This is a genomic window from Achromobacter sp. Root170 (assembly GCF_001428165.1).
Lineage (GTDB): Bacteria > Pseudomonadota > Gammaproteobacteria > Burkholderiales > Burkholderiaceae_B > Achromobacter > Achromobacter mucicolens.
Genome location: NZ_LMHN01000002.1, coordinates 1 through 18,205 on the forward strand (window position 1 = coordinate 1; position 18,205 = coordinate 18,205).

An 18,205-nucleotide genomic window follows, 5' to 3' on the forward strand; every position below is an offset into this window, starting at 1 on the left:
AGCCAGACTGTAGTCCCGCTGGGTTCGCTTGATCCTTGATTCCAATTGACTCTCCTTTTTTCTCTCAAAAAGGTGTCAACCAATTCCAGGACGGGTCACTATCCATAAAAAAACCCCCACGTTTGTCGCGTGGGGGCTTTTTTTTGCGCGGACGCTCAGTGCTTGGCGTTGCTGCCGGTCGAGAGCTTGTCCACCAGTGCGATCCCCAGCGCCGAAAGAATGAAGATGGCGTGGATGATGGTCTGCCACATCACGCCGGCTTCGGTGAAGCGCGCATTCGGCGTGCCGATCGTGCCTGCTTCGATGAAGGTGCGCAGCAGGTGGATCGAGGAGATGCCGATGATGGCCATGGCCAGCTTCACTTTCAGCACGCTGGCGTTGACGTGGCTCAGCCATTCCGGTTGGTCGGGATGGTTCTGAAGGCGCAGGCGCGACACGAACGTCTCGTAGCCGCCAACGATCACCATCACCAGCAGGTTGGAGATCATGACCACGTCGATCAGGCCCAGCACGATCAGCATGATCTCCATTTCGCCGAAGCTGGTGGCGTGGGTGACGAGGTGCCACAGTTCCTTGAGGAACAGCATGACGTATACGCCCTGCGCGACGATAAGCCCCAGGTAAAGCGGAAGCTGCAGCCAGCGCGAACTGAAGATGAGACTGGGCAACAGCCCGAGGCGGGGAGGGGGATTCGGGATCATGATGGGTGCGAGCCGTTGTGGTTTTGCGAAAAAATGCGCGGCGGCAATTCTATCAACGCCATGAGACAGCGGACATCTCTTTCAACCGGCGGCTTGCCGCTGACCGGATGCTTAGCATGGCGTCCTTCGAAGCGCTCGGCTTTTTGGTAAGCGAAATTCGCATTTGCGAAACTCTGTGCCGAAATACGTCGAAAGCTGGAGGCGTATATAGAATTGCCGCCTCGTTTGCATAGAACAAGTCAATAGGAGTTTGTTCCCATGAAGATCCGCTACACCGTCGCCGCGTTGGCCATTGCGCTCGCCCCTTACTCGGCCGCACATGCGTTGGATATCGGTGGGCTCGTCGGCGCCGGCGCCAAGGTCGTCCAGGCGGCCACGCTGAGCGATGCCGAGATCAAGACCCTGTCGGACAAGGCATGCGCACAGAGCGATTCGCAGGAAAAGATCGCCGCGCCGGGCAGCAAATACGACGCTCGTCTGCAGAAGATCGCCAAGTCGCTGGGCAGCACGGTCAATGGCCAGAAAGCCAGCTACAAGGTCTATGTCACCAAGGACGTGAACGCCTGGGCAATGGCCAACGGCTGCATCCGCGTCTATAGCGGCCTCATGGACATGATGACGGACGACGAAGTGATGGGCGTGGTCGGCCACGAAATCGGTCACGTGGCGCTGGGCCACACCAAGAAGGCAATGCAGACCGCCTACACGGTGTCGGCTGCGCGTGACGCGGCTGGCGCGGCGGGCGGCGCGACCGTCTCCCAGCTGAGCTCCTCGCAACTGGGCGACCTGACCGAGAAGTTCATCAATGCGCAGTTCTCGCAATCGCAGGAAAGCGCGGCGGACGATTATTCGTTCGACCTGCTGCAGTCCAAGAAGCAGAATACGCGTGGCCTTGTGACCGCGTTCCAGAAGCTGGCCGAGCTGGATGGCGGCAAGAGCGATATGATGAGCTCCCACCCGTCCTCGACCAAGCGCGCGCAGCACATCGAAGACCGCATCGCCAAGGCCAAGTAACCTCTGAGCCAGGCGTCGATCCTCGCTTTCTGGGCGATAAACGGGGCGCGAGCATCCGGGCAAATCCGGGGCTCGCGCCCCTTTGCGTCAGGGTTCCGGAAGTTTCCGGTAAAATGCCGCGTTTATCCGCCCGTAATCTCATCTCTCGGAAAATAGGTCTTTTAATGCAGCCTGTGGTTGAAACCCTCTCCGGCCTGGAGCGCCGTGTTGATCTGGCCGTCTCGGTGGCCGACGTCGAAAAGGAAGTCCAGGCGCAATTGAAGCGCGTGGCTCGGACCGCCAAGGTCCCCGGCTTCCGTCCGGGCAAGGCGCCGCTCGCCATGCTCGAGCGCAGCCATGGTCCCAGCATCCGCTACGACGTGATCAATAGCCAAGTTGGCCGTGCCTTTGAACAAGCCATCGACGGCGCCAAGCTGCGCGTCGCCGGCGCCCCGAACCTCGAGCCCAAGACGGAAGGCGTTTCCGACGACACGCTGGCGTTCACCGCCACGTTCGAGGTCTACCCGGAAGTCGCCGTGCCGGACCTGTCCGCCTTGGCCGTCACCCGTTACGAAACCGCCGTCACCGACGCTGAAGTTCAGCAGACGCTGGACGTGCTGCGCAAGCAACGCGCCACGTTCGAAGCCCGTGAAGGCCGCGCCAGCGCCGACGGCGATCGCGTGACGCTGGACTTTGCCGGCACCATCGACGGCGTGCCGTTCGAAGGCGGCAAAGCCGAAGACTTCCCGTTCGTGCTCGGCCAAGGCCGCATGCTGCCGGAATTCGAAGAAGCCGCGCGTGGCCTGAAGGCTGGCGAAACCAAGGTTTTCCAGCTCAAGTTCCCCGATGACTACCAAGGCGTGGAAGTTGCCGGCAAGACCGCCGAATTCACCATCACCATCAAGGAAGTGGCTGAAGGCGTCCTGCCCGAACTGAACAGCGAATTCGCCAAGTCGCTCGGCCAAGCCGAAGGCGACGTCGAAAAGCTCAAGGCCGACATCCGCAGCAACATCGAGCGCGAAGTGAAGGTCCGTTCGCAAGGCCGCACCAAGTCCAGCGTCATGGACGCCCTGGTCGAAGCCGGCAAGTTCGACGTGCCGAAGGCCCTGGTCGACAACGACGTGCAAGGCCGTATCTCTGCTGCCCGCGAAGAACTGAAGCAGCGCGGCGTGCCCAATGCCGAATCCGTGCCGATCCCGGCCGAAGCCTTCTCGACCGAATCCGAGCGCCGTGTCCGCCTGGGCCTGCTGGTCTCCGAACTGGTCAAGCAAGCTCAGCTGCAAGCCAAGCCGGAACAGGTCCGCGCGCGCATCGAAGAATTCGCCCAGAACTACGAACAACCCGCCCAGGTTGTCAGCTATTACCTGGCAGACCGCCAGCGTCGTGCTGAAATCGAGGCTATCGTGCTGGAAGACAACGTCGTCGCGCACGTGTTGGAAAAGGCCAAGGTCACCGACGAAAAGGTGCCTTTCGATCAGTTGATGGGGATGGCGTAACACTATGCAGAGATTCACCGATTTCTATGCGGCAATGAATGGCGGGTCTTCGGTGACCCCCACCGGCCTGGGCTACATTCCCATGGTGATCGAGCAGTCGGGGCGCGGCGAGCGCGCCTACGACATCTATTCGCGTCTGCTCCGCGAACGGCTCATTTTCCTGGTGGGGCCGGTGAACGACGCCACGGCCAACCTGGTCGTGGCTCAGTTGCTGTTCCTGGAATCGGAGAATCCTGACAAGGACATTTCCCTGTACATCAACTCGCCTGGCGGGTCGGTGTACGCGGGAATGGCCATTTTTGACACCATGCAGTTCGTCAAGCCGGACGTGTCCACCCTGTGCACCGGCCTTGCGGCCAGCATGGGCGCGTTCCTCTTGGCGGCTGGCAAGAAGGGCAAGCGTTTCACCCTGCCCAACTCGCGCATCATGATCCACCAGCCCTCGGGCGGCGCCCAAGGGCAGGCCTCCGACATCCAGATCCAGGCTCGCGAAATCCTGGACCTGCGCGAGCGCTTGAACCGCATCCTGGCCCACAACACTGGGCAGAGCATGGAGCGCATCGAGCTGGATACGGAACGTGACAACTTCATGTCGGCCGAAGATGCGGTATCGTATGGACTGGTGGACAAGGTCATGGCCTCCCGGTCCGAAGGCTGACTTCCCGGTTGATCCAGACCCGCTGCCATCATGTTTGAGTAAGCGCATGCGCTAGGCCATGTACCCGGCCTGGCGCATCTTTACCTGAGATACGAAAGAAATATGCCTGAAAAAAAGGGATCGGCAGACGCTAAGGTGCTGCATTGCTCGTTTTGCAATAAAAGCCAGCACGAAGTCCGCAAGCTGATCGCGGGTCCGTCGGTATTCATCTGCGATGAATGCATCGACTTGTGCAACGACATCATCCGCGAAGAAGCGCAGGCAACCGCGCGCGCGGCGATTCGTTCCGAGCTGCCCACTCCGGCTGAAATCAAGACTTTCCTCGACCAGTACGTTATTGGGCAAACGTCGCCCAAGCGCATGCTGGCCGTGGCCGTCTACAACCACTACAAGCGCATTCGCCACGGCGAGATCAAGGGCGACGAAGTCGAGCTCTCCAAGAGCAACATCATGCTGATCGGGCCCACCGGCTCCGGCAAGACGCTCCTGGCCCAGACGCTGGCTCGCATGCTGAACGTGCCTTTCGTCATGGCCGACGCCACCACGCTGACCGAAGCGGGCTACGTGGGTGAAGACGTCGAAAACATCATTCAGAAGTTGCTGCAGAACTGCAACTATGAAGTCGAAAAGGCCCAGCGCGCCATCATCTACATCGACGAGATCGACAAGATCTCGCGCAAGTCCGACAACCCGTCCATCACGCGCGACGTGTCGGGCGAGGGCGTGCAACAGGCCCTGCTCAAGCTGATCGAAGGCACGGTGGCGTCGGTTCCCCCGCAGGGCGGCCGCAAGCATCCGAACCAGGACTTCGTCCAGGTCGACACCACCAACATCCTGTTCATCGTCGGCGGGGCCTTCGACGGGCTGGAAAAGGTCATCCGTGACCGTACTGAAAAGTCGGGTATCGGCTTTTCGGCGTCGGTACGTGCCAAGTCTGAACGCGGCGTGGGCGAACTCTTCTCCGAAGTGGAGCCCGAAGACCTCATCAAGTTCGGTCTCATTCCCGAACTGGTCGGTCGTCTGCCCGTGGTCGCGACGCTGGACGAGCTGGACGAAGCCGCACTGGTCCAGATCCTGACCGAACCCAAGAACGCCTTGCTCAAGCAGTTCCAAAAGCTGTTCGCCATGGAAGGCGCCGAGCTCGACGTGCGCCCGGCTGCGCTCAAGGCCATCGCCCGCAAGGCGCTGCGCCGCAAGACGGGGGCCCGCGGCCTGCGTTCCATCATCGAACAGGCACTGCTCGACACCATGTATGACCTGCCTTCCCAGGGCAACGTCAAGCGCGTGGTCCTCGACGAAAACGCCATCGAAGGCGAGGGCAAGCCCCTGCTGATCTACGCGGATGAAAATGCCGCGCCAGAGAAGCCGGAGCGCGGAGAAGTCCGCGACGCCGCCGCCTGATATTTCAAAAAAGCCCGTTCTCGTAACGGGTTTTTTTACCTAGGGCGCGCCTACATCCCCGATCGCACTTTTCAGCCGCCCGTCATGGCCGCATACTGAAGGCGGTTCCAGGGCCTTTTTGGGGCCTTTTGGTGATCCAGGCGGCCGAGATCTTGAATTTTCGGCTATTGTTCCCATAACAGACGTAATTGACGAGTTTGCTCGGGTATTACCCGGGTGCCCCGTCCCCATACGCCGAGTCATACCGAGGAACCTCATATGTCTGCCAGCCAGACCCTGCCTTCCGACCCGATCGACCTTCCCCTGCTGCCGCTGCGCGATGTCGTAGTGTTCCCGCACATGGTCATCCCGCTGTTCGTCGGCCGACCGCGCTCCATCCGCGCGCTCGAGGTCGCGATGGAAGCGGGCAAAAGCATCATGCTGGTGGCCCAAAAGTCCGCCGGCAAAGATGACCCCACGCCTGAAGACGTCTACGAGATCGGCTGCGTCGCCGGCATCCTGCAGATGCTCAAGCTGCCTGACGGCACCGTAAAGGTGCTGGTCGAGGGTACGCAGCGCGCCCGCATCAACTCCATCGAAGACGCCGATTCGCACTTCACCTGCCAGGTGTCGCCAATCGAACCGGACGCCATGCAGGGCTCCGAAACCGAAGCCTTGCGCCGCGCCATCGTTGCGCAGTTCGAGCAATACGTAAAACTCAACAAGAAGATCCCGCCCGAGATCCTCACCTCGCTGGCTGGCATCGACGATGCTGGCCGCCTGGCTGACACGATCGCCGCGCATCTTCCCCTGAAGCTCGAGCAGAAGCAGAAGATGCTCGAGATCACGGGCACCTCCGAGCGCCTCGAAGGTCTGCTCACGCAACTCGAAACCGAAATCGACATCCTCCAGGTCGAGAAGCGGATTCGCGGCCGCGTGAAGAAGCAGATGGAAAAGAGCCAGCGCGACTACTACCTGAATGAGCAGGTCAAGGCCATTCAGAAAGAGCTGGGCGAAGGCGAAGAGGGCGCGGACATCGAAGAGCTTGAAAAGAAGATCATCGCTGCCCACATGCCCAAAGAGGCGCGCAAGAAGGCCGATGCCGAGCTCAAGAAGCTCAAGCTCATGTCGCCCATGTCGGCCGAAGCCACGGTGGTGCGCAACTACATCGATACGCTCATCAATCTCCCCTGGAGAAAGAAGAGCAAGATCAACAACTCGATCAGCAACGCCGAAACGGTGCTGGACAACGACCACTACGGTCTCGAAAAGGTCAAGGAACGGATCCTCGAGTATCTTGCCGTGCAACAGCGCGTGGACAAGGTGAAGGCGCCGATCCTGTGCCTGGTCGGCCCTCCGGGCGTCGGCAAGACCTCGCTGGGTCAGTCGATCGCCAAGGCCACGAACCGCAAGTTCGTGCGCATGGCCCTGGGCGGCGTCCGTGACGAGGCCGAGATCCGCGGCCACCGCCGTACGTATATCGGTTCCATGCCCGGCAAGATCGTGCAGAACATGTCGAAGGTCGGCGTGCGCAATCCCCTGTTCCTGCTTGATGAAATCGACAAGCTGGGCATGGATTTCCGCGGCGATCCCTCGTCGGCCTTGCTCGAAGTGCTGGATCCGGAACAGAACCATACGTTCCAGGACCACTACATCGAGGTCGATTTCGATCTGTCGGACGTCATGTTCGTGGCGACCAGCAACACGCTGAACATTCCGCCGGCGCTGCTGGACCGCATGGAAGTGATCCGCCTGTCGGGTTACACCGAGGAAGAAAAGATCCACATTGCCCGCGACCATCTGCTGCCCAAGCTGATGAAGAACAACGGCGTGAAGGATACCGAGCTGACCGTGGACGACAGCGCGCTGCGCGATATCGTGCGCTACTACACCCGCGAAGCCGGTGTCCGTGCACTCGAACGCGAAGTCGGCAAGATCTGCCGCAAGGTCATCAAGCAATTGCTGACCCAAAGCGATCGCGCCAAGGCCGAGGGCAAGACGCCGGAGGTCAAGGCGGTCAACGTCACGGCCGACAACCTCAGCGACTACCTGGGCGTGCGCCGCTACGCGTTCGGCATGGCCGAAAAGGAAAACCAGATCGGCCAGGTGACCGGCCTGGCGTGGACAGAAGTCGGCGGCGACCTGCTGACGATCGAAGTCGCGGACATGCCCGGCAAGGGCGTCATCCAGCGCACGGGCTCGCTCGGCGATGTGATGAAAGAGTCGGTCGAGGCGGCGCGCACGGTTGTGCGTTCGCGGGCTCGCCGTCTGGGCTTTGCCGATAGCGTCTTCGAAAAGCACGATATGCACGTGCACGTGCCGGAAGGCGCGACGCCCAAGGACGGTCCGTCCGCGGGTATTGCGATCACCACCGCCATGGTCTCGGCGCTGTCGCGCATCCCGGTGCGCGCCGACGTCGCCATGACGGGCGAGATCACGCTGCGTGGTGAAGTCCTGCCGATCGGCGGCCTGAAGGAAAAGCTGCTGGCGGCCCACCGCGGCGGTATCAAGACGGTTCTGATCCCGGAAGAAAACGTCAAGGACTTGGCGGAAATCCCGGATAACGTCAAGAACCACCTTGAGATCGTGCCGGTCCGCTGGATCGACAAGGTGCTGGAACTGGCCTTGGAGCGTCTGCCGGAGCCCCTGGCCGAGGAAGAAGCCGTAAAGGAGCCGTTGGTTGCCAAACCTGCGGAACCTGGCTCGACCGACCCGGTGATGAAGCACTGATGGCGTCCTGAACGCCGGGGCGCCCTCGAAAGAGGGTGCCCGAAGCCGAAAGGCGTCACCAGGCCTTGTTGACGCCCGAAAGCAAAAAACCCCGCTCTCATGAGCGGGGTTTTCTTTTTGGTGGGCTTGCCTGCCAGTTTGGCCGGGTGGGGTGGGGGGGGGGCGCCCGCCAGAGGACTGCAGCCTAGTGCAGCGGTTGAGTGCGGATGAGACCCACCGCAATGCCTTCCAGCGCAAATTCCTGATCGGCGTTAACCACGATCGTCTCGAAGTCGGGGTTTTCAGGCAGCAGTTCGATATGGCCGTTCTGGCGTTGGAGGCGCTTGACCGTGACGTCGTCGCCCAGACGGGCCACCACGATTTGGCCATTGCGCGCTTCAGACGCCTTCTTGACGGCCAGCAGATCGCCTTCGAGGATGCCCGCGTCGCGCATGCTCATGCCGCGCACCTTGAGCAGGTAGTCGGGGGCTTGGGCGAAAAGGCTGGGATCCACGCCAACTTCGCGCTCGACGTGCTCGGCTGCAAGGATGGGGCTGCCAGCTGCCACGCGGCCGACCAGTGGCAGGAGAAGCTGGGCGAGGGCGGGGATGGGAAGCGACGATTGCACCGGCGCGGCGGCAGCATCTTTGAGCCGGATGCCGCGTGAGGCACCAGCCGTGAGTTCGATGGCCCCCTTGCGTGCCAAAGCCTTGAGGTGGTCTTCTGCGGCGTTGGGAGAGCGAAAACCCAAGGCCTGGGCAATTTCGGCGCGGGTCGGCGGAAAGCCGGTGCGCGCGACCGTTTGCCTGATGAGGTCCAGGATTTGTTGTTGGCGATCCGTGAGTTTGCTGGCCATGGCGATGATCCGGTGTGAGCGGACTGTACATATATACAGCGCCATTCTGGGGGACGTAGCGCAAAAAAGCAAGCGGGGCACGATGCCAACAAAAACGGGACCCGAAGGTCCCGTTTTGACTGCTGACGGCGTACCGCCGACGTGATTCACAGCACGGCTGCGATGCCGGCTGCCACCTTGTCGATGTTGCCGCTGTTCAGCGCGGCCACGCAGATGCGGCCGCTGGACACGGCGTAGACGCCGTGTTCTTCGCGCAGGCGGTCCACTTGGGCGGCGGACAGGCCCGAGTACGAGAACATGCCGCGTTGCTTGAGCACGAAGCTGAAGTCCTGCTTGCCGCCGTGTTCCTTGATCTTGTCGACCAGTTGAGCACGCATCAGGCGGATGCGATCACGCATGCCGGCCAGTTCTTCTTCCCACAGGGCAAACAGCTCGGGCGTGTTCAGCACCGTCGAGACGACCGTGCCGCCGTGCGTGGGCGGGTTGGAGTAGTTGGTGCGGATGACGCGCTTGAGCTGGCTCAGCACGCGCGTGGCTTCGTCCTTGCTGCCGGCGACAACGGTCAGCGCGCCGACGCGCTCGCCGTACAGCGAGAACGACTTCGAGAACGATGAGCTGATGAACATGGTCATGTCCATGTCGGCGAACAGGCGCACGACTGCAGCGTCTTCCTTGAGGCCGTCGCCGAACCCTTGGTAGGCGATGTCCAGGAACGGGACCAGGTTGTTTTCCTTCACGACGGCGGCGATCTGCTTCCACTGGTCGGCGGTGGGGTCAGCGCCGGTGGGGTTGTGGCAGCATGCGTGCAGCACGACGATGGTCTTGGCGGGCGCGGCCTTCAGGTCGGCCAGCATGGCTTCGAAGTTCAGGCCACGGGTGGCGGCGTCGTAGTAGGCGTACGTGCCGACTTCAAAGCCGGCGCGTTCGAACAGCGCGCGGTGGTTTTCCCAGCTGGGATCGCTGATCAGCACCTTCGAGCCCGGCAACAGCTGGCGCAGGAAGTCGGCGCCGATCTTCAGGGCGCCGGTGCCGCCCAGGGCTTGCGTGGTCAGCACGCGGCCGGCGGCGGCCAGCGCGGAGTCCTTGCCCAGGAGCAGGGCCTGCGCACCGGCGTTATAGCCGGCAATGCCTTCGATCGGCAGATAACCGCGGGCGGCAGCGGCTTCGATGCGGGCGGTTTCGGCCTTGCGCACTGCGCCCAGGAGCGGGATCCGTCCCTGATCATCGTAATACACGCCCACGCCCAGGTTCACTTTACCGGGGCGGGTATCCGCGTTGTATTGTTCGTTCAGACCAAGAATGGGGTCGCGCGGCGCGAGCTCGACGGAATCGAAAAGGGTGCTCATGGGACTCTGATGAGGTGGGTGGACGCAGTACGAGGTGCTGTGGATAATGGGGGGTTTACCCTGGAACAGTCTAGCATGCCTAAGAGCGCAATAGACCCAAGCGCGGGGGCTCCCGCCGCAGGTCCGGGATTCGTCGATTTCCCTGACAGCCCGTTTCATCTCTACCAACCCTATCCGCCGGCGGGAGACCAGCCCACGGCCATCGCAGGGCTGACCCAGGGTGTCGAAGACGGCCTCATGTACCAGACGCTTTTGGGGGTGACCGGGTCGGGCAAGACGTACACCATGGCCAACGTCATTGCTCGCATGGGCCGTCCGGCGCTGGTGCTTGCGCCCAACAAGACGCTGGCCGCGCAGCTCTACGCCGAAATGCGCGAGTTCTTCCCGAAGAACGCGGTCGAGTACTTCGTTTCTTACTACGACTACTATCAGCCCGAGGCCTACGTGCCGACGCGCGACCTGTTCATTGAGAAGGATTCGTCCATCAACGAACACATTGAGCAGATGCGGCTGTCGGCCACCAAGAGCCTGCTAGAGCGCCGCGACACGATCATCGTGGGCACCGTGTCCTGCATCTACGGTATCGGTAACCCCGGCGACTATCACGCGATGGTGCTGATCCTGCGTGCGGGGGACCAGATCGCCCGGCGCGAGATCCTCGCGCGCCTGGTCGCCATGCAGTACACCCGCAACGACGCGGAGTTCACGCGCGGGGTGTTTCGCGTGCGGGGCGAAACCATCGATATCTTCCCGGCGGAAAGCGCCGAGCTCGCGTTGCGCGTGACGCTGTTCGACGACGAAATCGAAAGTCTGGAATTGTTTGACCCGCTGACTGGCCGTATCCGCCAGAAACTGCCGCGCTTCACTGTCTATCCCGGTTCGCACTATGTGACGCCGCGCGACACCGTGCTGCGCGCCATCGAAACCATCAAGGAAGAACTGCGCGAACGCGTCAAGCGCTTCGTTGACGACGGCCATCTGGTCGAGGCGCAGCGTCTCGAGCAGCGTACCCGCTTCGATCTGGAGATGCTGCAGGAGCTGGGATTCTGCAAGGGCATCGAGAACTACTCGCGCCATCTGTCCGGCGCCGCGCCGGGCGAGCCGCCGCCGACCCTGATCGACTACCTGCCGTCCGACGCGCTGATGTTCATCGACGAAAGCCACGTGACCATCGGCCAGCTTAGCGCCATGTATCGCGGAGACCGGTCGCGCAAGGAGACGTTGGTGCAGTACGGTTTTCGTCTGCCGTCCGCGTTGGACAACCGCCCGCTCAAGCTCGAAGAGTTCGAAGCGCGGATGCGCCAATGCGTGTTCGTTTCGGCAACGCCGGCCGCGTACGAACAAGAACATGCGGACAACGTCGTGGAGCAGGTGGTGCGCCCCACGGGGCTGGTCGATCCGCTCGTGCAGGTGCTGCCCGCCCGCACGCAGGTTGACGATCTGCTCGGGCAGATCAAGGCGCGTGTCACGCAAGGAGATCGCGTGCTGGTCACGACGCTCACCAAGCGCATGGCCGAAGACCTGACCGACTTTCTGAGCGAGCATGGCGTGAAGGTGCGCTACCTGCACTCGGACATTGATACGGTCGAGCGTGTCGAGATCCTGCGCGACTTGCGCCTGGGCACGTTCGACGTGCTGGTGGGCATCAACCTGCTGCGCGAAGGGCTGGACATTCCCGAAGTGTCGCTCGTCGCCATTCTGGACGCCGACAAGGAAGGCTTCCTGCGTTCGGAGCGCAGCCTGATCCAGACCATCGGCCGCGCGGCGCGCAACCTCAATGGTCACGCGATCCTCTATGCCGACCGGATCACGGACTCGATGAAGCGCGCCATGGATGAAACCGCCCGCCGGCGCGCCAAACAGCTGCAATTCAACCTCGACAACGGCATCACCGCTCGCGGTGTGCAGAAGGCCGTGCGCGAGTTGATCGACGGCATCGTGGCGCCCGCCCAGCATGACACGCTGGAGGCCGCAGTGCCCGCCGAACTGCTGAAGGACGAAAAGGCGCTGGCCCGCGAGATCAAGCGCCTGGAAAAGCTGATGATGGACCACGCGCGCAACCTCGAATTCGAGCAGGCGGCCGCGGCTCGGGATTCGCTCAATGCGCTCAAGCAGCGGGTGCTGCTCGACGGGGCGGTGTAGCGGGCTATGGATGTTTCAATTCATGTCTGCACGCTTACTGTTTCCTGAATGGCTGCAAAAAGTGGTGCGTTGCAATCATGGTGTAACCATTCGGGAATTTTGCGGGGTTTACATCTCAGTGGTTACCTGAATATAAGCTTGCAAGCCCATGATTTTGTTGTGGTTATGCCGGCCCCTGATTTGCGCTGCGTCAATTGCGCGGGCGCAAAAAAAGCTTGCCTTATCTCGGGTTTTCCCGCACACTTGCTTCCATGATGACCAAGGTACTTTTCGTTTGCATGGGCAATATCTGTCGCTCGCCGAGCGCAGAGGGCGTGTTTCGCCATTTGGTGAATGACGCGGGTTTGGGCGATGTCGTTCGCATCGACTCCGCGGGTACGCACGCGTTTCACATTGGCGAGGCGCCTGATGCCCGGGCGCAGGCTGCAGCTCGCAAGCGCGGCTACGAGATCACTCACTGCGAGGCGCGTCAGGTCACCGCGGAAGACTTCCGTGACTTCGATCTGATCCTCGCCATGGACTGGGACAATCTGTCCGCCATGCAGCAGCAATGCCCCAAGGCATACCAGCACAAGCTGATGCTGTTGATGCGCTTCGCCAATGAATTCGAAGAAGCCACCGTGCCCGATCCTTACTACGGCGGCGCCGACGGCTTCGGCAAGGTTCTGGATTACCTGGAAGATGCCTGTCAGGGCGTCCTCGAATTGGTCCGCAAGCGCGCTACCCAGTACCAGGCTGCCTGATTGCATGGTCGTGGATCCGCTCGCAGAGCGGCTCTTCAGGTATAAGGCAGTGAAAAACCGCGCAGATGCGCGGTTTTTTGTAGCCCGGAGCCATACCAAATTAGTCGGGAATAGGCTATACTTGAGCCAATTACTCGGGTATTGACCGCTGGATTCGCTGGCGGCCACTGCCGGAATCACAGGGAATTCACCATGCGGCTAACTACCAAAGGGCGTTTCGCCGTGACTGCCATGATCGACCTGGCTATGCGGCAGCATAGCGGTCCGGTCACTCTTGCGGCCATCAGCCAGCGTCAGAACATTTCGCTTTCGTATCTTGAACAGCTTTTCGGCAAGCTCCGCCGTCACGAGCTCGTGGACAGTGTCCGCGGCCCGGGCGGCGGTTATTCGCTTGCGCGTCTGGCGCGCAACGTGACGGTCGCGGACATCATCTTCGCCGTCGACGAACCGCTGGATGCGACCAGCTGTGGTGGCAAGCGGGACTGTACGAGCGGCAACGACGGCAAGCCGGGCAAGTGCATGACGCACGAACTCTGGGCGACGTTGAATCGCAAGATGGTGGATTACCTGGATTCGGTGTCCCTGCAGGATCTCGTTGATCAGCAGCGTGTGCGCCAACTGCAGGAAGCCACCAATCAAGCGCAGGCCTGCGCAGTGCGTGTGAACCGGGTGGGAGGCGCTACCGCCGCCAACGCCCCGACCACGACTGTGGCTGCCAACGCCACCGTATAAGAAGCATCAGGAGTTGTAGAAATGACCACCCGTCCGATCTATCTGGATTATTCGGCCACGACGCCTGTCGACCCCCGTGTCGTCGACGCCATGGTGCCCTGGCTGTACGAGAACTTTGGCAACCCGGCCTCGCGCAGCCACGCGTTTGGTTGGGAATCCGAAGAGGCCGTCGAACGCGCCCGCGAAGAAGTCGCCAAGCTGGTCAATGCCGACCCGCGCGAAATCGTCTGGACCTCCGGCGCCACCGAATCCGACAACCTGGCCATCAAGGGCGCTGCCAATTTCTACGCCGAACGCGGCAAGCACATCATCACGGTCAAGACCGAGCACAAGGCTGTGCTCGACACCTGTCGTGAACTGGAACGCCAAGGTTTCGAAGTCACGTACCTGAACGTCAAGGACAATGGCCTGATCGACCTGGATGTCTTCAAGGCTGCGCTGCGTCCCGACACCGTGCTGGTGTCGGTGATGATGGTGAACAACGAAATCGGCGTGATCCAGGACGTGGAAACGCTGGGCGAAATCTGCCGCGAAAAGGGCATCATCTTCCATGTGGACGCCGCTCAGGCGACCGGCAAGGTGGAAATCGATCTGCAAAAGCTGAAGGTCGACCTGATGTCGTTCTCGGCCCACAAGACTTACGGCCCGAAGGGCATCGGTGCGCTGTATGTGCGCCGCAAGCCGCGTATCCGCATCGAAGCGCAGATGCACGGCGGTGGCCATGAGCGCGGTTTCCGCTCGGGCACGCTGGCCACGCATCAGATCGTCGGCATGGGCGAAGCGTTCCGTCTGGCCCGCGAAGAAATGGGCACCGAGAACGAGCGCATCCGCATGCTGCGCGACCGCCTCTGGAAGGGGTTGTCCGAAATCGAAGAGGTCTACCTCAACGGCGACATGGACCAGCGCGTGCCGCACAACCTGAACGTCAGCTTCAATTACGTCGAAGGCGAGTCCCTGATCATGGCGATCAAGGAACTGGCAGTGTCCAGCGGTTCGGCTTGCACGTCCGCCAGCCTGGAGCCCTCGTACGTGCTGCGCGCCCTGGGCCGCAACGATGAGTTGGCGCACAGCTCGATCCGCTTCACGCTGGGTCGATTCACGACCGAAAAGGAAGTGGACTTTGCGGTCGAACTGATCAAGAGCCGGGTTGGCAAGCTGCGCGATATGTCGCCGCTGTGGGAAATGGCCAAGGAAGGCATCGACTTGAACACCGTGCAGTGGGCCGCGCACTAAGCGCCCGCGCCTCGAAATACGTGGAGAATTAACATGTCTTACAGCACCAAAGTTCTGGATCACTACGAAAATCCCCGCAACGTCGGTTCGTTCGACAAGTCGGACGAGTCGGTGGGTACCGGCATGGTCGGCGCGCCGGCCTGTGGCGACGTCATGAAGCTGCAGATCAAGGTGAACGAAGCCGGCGTGATCGAAGACGCGCGCTTCAAGACCTACGGCTGTGGCTCGGCCATCGCTTCCAGCTCGCTCGTGACCGAGTGGGTCAAGGGCAAGACGCTGGATCAAGCGATGAGCATCCGCAACACGCAGATCGCCGAAGAGCTGGCCCTGCCGCCGGTGAAGGTGCACTGTTCCATCCTGGCCGAAGACGCGATCAAGGCCGCGGTGCAGAACTACAAAGAAAAGCATTCGGCCACTGCCGAAGCTGTGGCGGGCTGATCATGTCCGTTACCCTGACCCAACAGGCTGCCACCCATATCGGCCGCTACTTGCAGAAGCGCGGAAAGGGTATCGGCTTGCGGCTCGGCGTTAGGACGACGGGCTGTTCCGGCATGGCCTACAAGTTGGAGTATGTCGACGAGGTCGAGGCGGAAGATGTCGTCTTCGAGAGTTTTGGCGTGAAGGTCTTCATTGACCCCAAGAGCCTTTCTTATCTCGATGGCACGGAGCTGGACTACGCCCGCGAGGGCCTGAACGAAGGCTTCAAGTTCCGCAACCCCAACGAGAAGGCGACCTGCGGCTGCGGCGAGTCGTTCACGGTGTAAGTCTTGGCTGGTGACGATCACTTCAGCCTGTTTGGCTTGCCGGCACAATTCGACCTGGACGGCCAGGCGCTTGAACACGCCTGGCGCAGCGTCGCCGCGAAGGTTCACCCCGACCGGTTCGCGACGGCCAGCCCTGCCGAGCGCCGCGTGGCGATGCAGTGGGCCGCCCGCGCCAACGAGGCATATCGCGAATTGAAGGATCCGCTGCTGCGGGCGCGCTACCTGTGCGAGCAGGCGGGCGTGGATCTTCAGACGGAAAGCAACACGTCCATGGACGCGGCCTTTCTGATGCAGCAGATGACCTGGCGCGAGATGCTGGACGATGCGCGCGATGACGCCGGCGTGCTGGACACGCTGCAAGCCGAGCTGGAAGCGGCGCGCGCCGAGATGCGAGCCACGCTGACGCGCCTCCTGGATGAGGAACGCGATTACGCGGCTGCCGGGCGCAAGGTGCGGGAATGGATGTTCGTGGAAAAGCTGGCGCAGGAGCTGGCCAACGTGCAGCCCGCGGGATAGCCAACGGCGCGCTGGGGCGTGCCCGACACGGGCGCCTGCACGGCGCGGCCAACTGACCAGAAAAAAGAATCATGGCCTTATTGCAGATATCCGAGCCCGGCGAATCGCCCGCGCCGCACCAGCGCAAGCTGGCGGTCGGGATTGACCTGGGCACCACCAATTCGCTGGTTGCTGCCGTGCGCAGCAGCGTTGCCGAAGTGCTGCCCGACGCGCAAGGCCATGCCTTGCTGCCGTCGGCAGTGCGTTATTTTCCCGGCGGCAAGGTCACGACCGGCCGTGAGCCCCTGGCCCAGCAAGCCGAGGATCCGCTGAACACGGTCGTGTCCGTGAAGCGTTTCATGGGCCGGTCGCTGGAAGAGGCGCGCGCGACGCGTGCGCCGTATGAATTCGTGGATGCCCCCGGCATGGTGCGAATCCGCACGGCGCAGGGCGATCTGAGCCCGGTCGAGGTGTCCGCGCAGATCCTGGCGGTGCTGCGCCAGCGCGCCGAAGACGTGCTCGGCGACGAACTGGTGGGTGCGGTCATTACCGTGCCCGCGTATTTTGATGACGCACAGCGCCAGGCCACGCGCGACGCCGCGCGCTTGGCGGGCCTGAACGTTCTGCGCCTCTTGAATGAGCCGACCGCGGCCGCGATTGCCTACGGCCTGGACAATGCTGCCGAGGGTGTTTACGCGGTTTATGACCTGGGCGGCGGCACATTCGATATCTCCATCCTGCGCCTGACGCAGGGTGTGTTTGAGGTGATCTCCACGGGCGGCGATACGGCGCTTGGCGGCGACGATTTCGATGTCCTGATCGCGGACCACGCCGTGGCGAAGCTGGGCTTGGGCGAGCTGTCGCCCGCCGAGCGCCGGGGCCTGCTGATGGCCGCGCGCGCCGCGCGTGAAACGCTGTCGGATTCCGACGTGACGACCTTGCAGCTGACGCTGTCGGGCGGACGCGATGTCGCGCTGACGCTGACCCGTGAAGAATTCGAAGCCCTGGCCCAGCCGCTGATCGAGCGCACGCTGGACACGGCGCGCCGCGCGCTGCGCGATGCTGCGCTCAAGCCCGCCGACGTGCGCGGCGTGGTGATGGTGGGCGGCGCCACGCGCATGCCCGTCGTGCGCGCTGCCGTGGCCAAGGTGTTTGGCACGGAGCCGCTGACCGATCTGGATCCCGACCAAGTGGTGGCACTGGGTGCCGCGCTGCAGGCCAATCTGCTGGCGGGCAACCGCGCGCCGGGCGAGGACTGGCTGCTGCTGGATGTGATCCCGCTGTCGCTGGGTCTGGAAACGATGGGCGGCCTGGTCGAACGCATCATCCCGCGCAACAGCACCATTCCGGTCGCGCGCGCGCAGGAATTCACGACCTTCAAGGATGGCCAGACGGCCATGAGCATCCACGTGGTGCAGGGCGAGCGCGACCTGGTGTCGGATTCCCGTTCGTTGGCGCGCTTTGAACTGCGAGGCATTCCGCCCATGGTGGCCGGCGCGGCGCGTATCCGTGTGACCTTCCAGGTGGACGCGGACGGCCTGCTGAGCGTCACTGCGCGCGAGCAAAGCCAGGGCGTCGAGGCGATGGTGTCGGTCAAACCGTCGTACGGCTTGTCCGATGACGAGATCGCCAAGATGCTGGCCGACAGCGTGGCGCAGGCCGACACCGATGCGAAGGCGCGCATGTTGCGCGAGCAGCAGGTGGATGCGCGTCAGCTGGTGGAATCGGTGCAGGCCGCGCTGGCCGTCGACGGCGACCTGCTGGACCCGGACGAACGCAAGCGCGTGGATGAATGCCTGCAAGGGGCCATCGCTGCGCAGCAGGCGCAGGACGTGGACACCGTGACGCAAGCCGTGCAGGCCCTGTCGGCCGCGACGGATGAGTTCGCCGCACGCCGCATGGACCGCAGTATCCGCGCCGCGCTTGCCGGCCGCAAACTTGACGAAATCGCCTGATA

At 62.3% G+C, this 18,205-nt stretch carries 16 protein-coding genes; 13 read left to right on the forward strand and 3 right to left on the reverse strand.

Translation table 11 applies throughout. The annotated features are described in order from the left end of the window. Window positions 1-155: 155 nt before the first annotated feature. Complete coding sequence (locus ASD87_RS06360) at window positions 156-701, reverse strand: TIGR00645 family protein (protein WP_056318843.1); 546 nt, start codon at window positions 699-701, stop codon at window positions 156-158. A 258-nt stretch (window positions 702-959) separates the two neighbouring features. On the opposite strand from ASD87_RS06360, the gene ASD87_RS06365 reads away from it, so the two are divergent. From ASD87_RS06365 to lon, 5 genes are all read left to right on the forward strand, one after another. Continuing rightward, window positions 960-1,715, forward strand: a complete 756-nt coding sequence (locus ASD87_RS06365) for a M48 family metallopeptidase (RefSeq protein ID WP_056318844.1) — start codon at window positions 960-962, stop codon at window positions 1,713-1,715. 164 nt (window positions 1,716-1,879) lie between these two features. Continuing rightward, on the forward strand, window positions 1,880-3,190 hold the full coding sequence (gene tig, locus ASD87_RS06370) for a trigger factor (RefSeq protein WP_056318847.1): 1,311 nt from the start codon (window positions 1,880-1,882) through the stop codon (window positions 3,188-3,190). Between the two features lie 4 nt (window positions 3,191-3,194). After that, window positions 3,195-3,848, forward strand: coding sequence for an ATP-dependent Clp endopeptidase proteolytic subunit ClpP (gene clpP / locus ASD87_RS06375; RefSeq protein WP_056318852.1), 654 nt, complete (start codon window positions 3,195-3,197; stop codon window positions 3,846-3,848). A 102-nt stretch (window positions 3,849-3,950) separates the two neighbouring features. Further along, complete coding sequence (gene clpX, locus ASD87_RS06380) at window positions 3,951-5,249, forward strand: ATP-dependent Clp protease ATP-binding subunit ClpX (protein ID WP_056318854.1); 1,299 nt, start codon at window positions 3,951-3,953, stop codon at window positions 5,247-5,249. 258 nt (window positions 5,250-5,507) lie between these two features. After that, complete coding sequence (lon, locus tag ASD87_RS06385) at window positions 5,508-7,958, forward strand: endopeptidase La (RefSeq protein ID WP_056318855.1); 2,451 nt, start codon at window positions 5,508-5,510, stop codon at window positions 7,956-7,958. A gap of 184 nt (window positions 7,959-8,142) precedes the next feature. Here lon and lexA read toward each other — a convergent pair whose 3' ends face one another. Continuing rightward, on the reverse strand, window positions 8,143-8,793 hold the full coding sequence (gene lexA, locus ASD87_RS06390; RefSeq protein WP_056318858.1) for a transcriptional repressor LexA: 651 nt from the start codon (window positions 8,791-8,793) through the stop codon (window positions 8,143-8,145). A gap of 146 nt (window positions 8,794-8,939) precedes the next feature. Further along, entirely contained in the window at window positions 8,940-10,139 is a 1,200-nt protein-coding gene (locus ASD87_RS06395; RefSeq protein ID WP_056318860.1) for an amino acid aminotransferase, read from the reverse strand. Between the two features lie 75 nt (window positions 10,140-10,214). On the opposite strand from ASD87_RS06395, the gene uvrB reads away from it, so the two are divergent. From uvrB to hscA, 8 genes are all read left to right on the forward strand, one after another. After that, window positions 10,215-12,281, forward strand: a complete 2,067-nt coding sequence (gene uvrB / locus ASD87_RS06400) for an excinuclease ABC subunit UvrB (protein ID WP_056318862.1) — start codon at window positions 10,215-10,217, stop codon at window positions 12,279-12,281. 251 nt (window positions 12,282-12,532) lie between these two features. Further along, window positions 12,533-13,024, forward strand: a complete 492-nt coding sequence (locus tag ASD87_RS06405) for a low molecular weight protein-tyrosine-phosphatase (protein ID WP_006386176.1) — start codon at window positions 12,533-12,535, stop codon at window positions 13,022-13,024. 192 nt (window positions 13,025-13,216) lie between these two features. After that, complete coding sequence (gene iscR, locus ASD87_RS06410; protein ID WP_056318865.1) at window positions 13,217-13,756, forward strand: Fe-S cluster assembly transcriptional regulator IscR; 540 nt, start codon at window positions 13,217-13,219, stop codon at window positions 13,754-13,756. 21 nt (window positions 13,757-13,777) lie between these two features. Beyond that, entirely contained in the window at window positions 13,778-14,989 is a 1,212-nt protein-coding gene (locus ASD87_RS06415; RefSeq protein WP_056318868.1) for an IscS subfamily cysteine desulfurase, read from the forward strand. A gap of 33 nt (window positions 14,990-15,022) precedes the next feature. Then, window positions 15,023-15,427, forward strand: a complete 405-nt coding sequence (iscU, locus tag ASD87_RS06420) for a Fe-S cluster assembly scaffold IscU (protein WP_056318871.1) — start codon at window positions 15,023-15,025, stop codon at window positions 15,425-15,427. Between the two features lie 2 nt (window positions 15,428-15,429). Then, the gene (iscA, locus tag ASD87_RS06425) at window positions 15,430-15,753 is read left to right on the forward strand and encodes an iron-sulfur cluster assembly protein IscA (protein WP_056318874.1); all 324 of its coding nucleotides are present in this window, start codon (window positions 15,430-15,432) and stop codon (window positions 15,751-15,753) included. Window positions 15,754-15,756: 3 nt separating this feature from the next. Further along, on the forward strand, window positions 15,757-16,269 hold the full coding sequence (gene hscB, locus ASD87_RS06430) for a Fe-S protein assembly co-chaperone HscB (RefSeq protein ID WP_056318876.1): 513 nt from the start codon (window positions 15,757-15,759) through the stop codon (window positions 16,267-16,269). Window positions 16,270-16,340: 71 nt separating this feature from the next. After that, window positions 16,341-18,203 carry a Fe-S protein assembly chaperone HscA gene (gene hscA, locus ASD87_RS06435; RefSeq protein WP_056318879.1) on the forward strand — a complete coding sequence of 621 codons (1,863 nt, stop codon included), beginning with the start codon at window positions 16,341-16,343 and terminating at the stop codon, window positions 18,201-18,203. The last annotated feature ends 2 nt before the right edge of the window (window positions 18,204-18,205 follow it).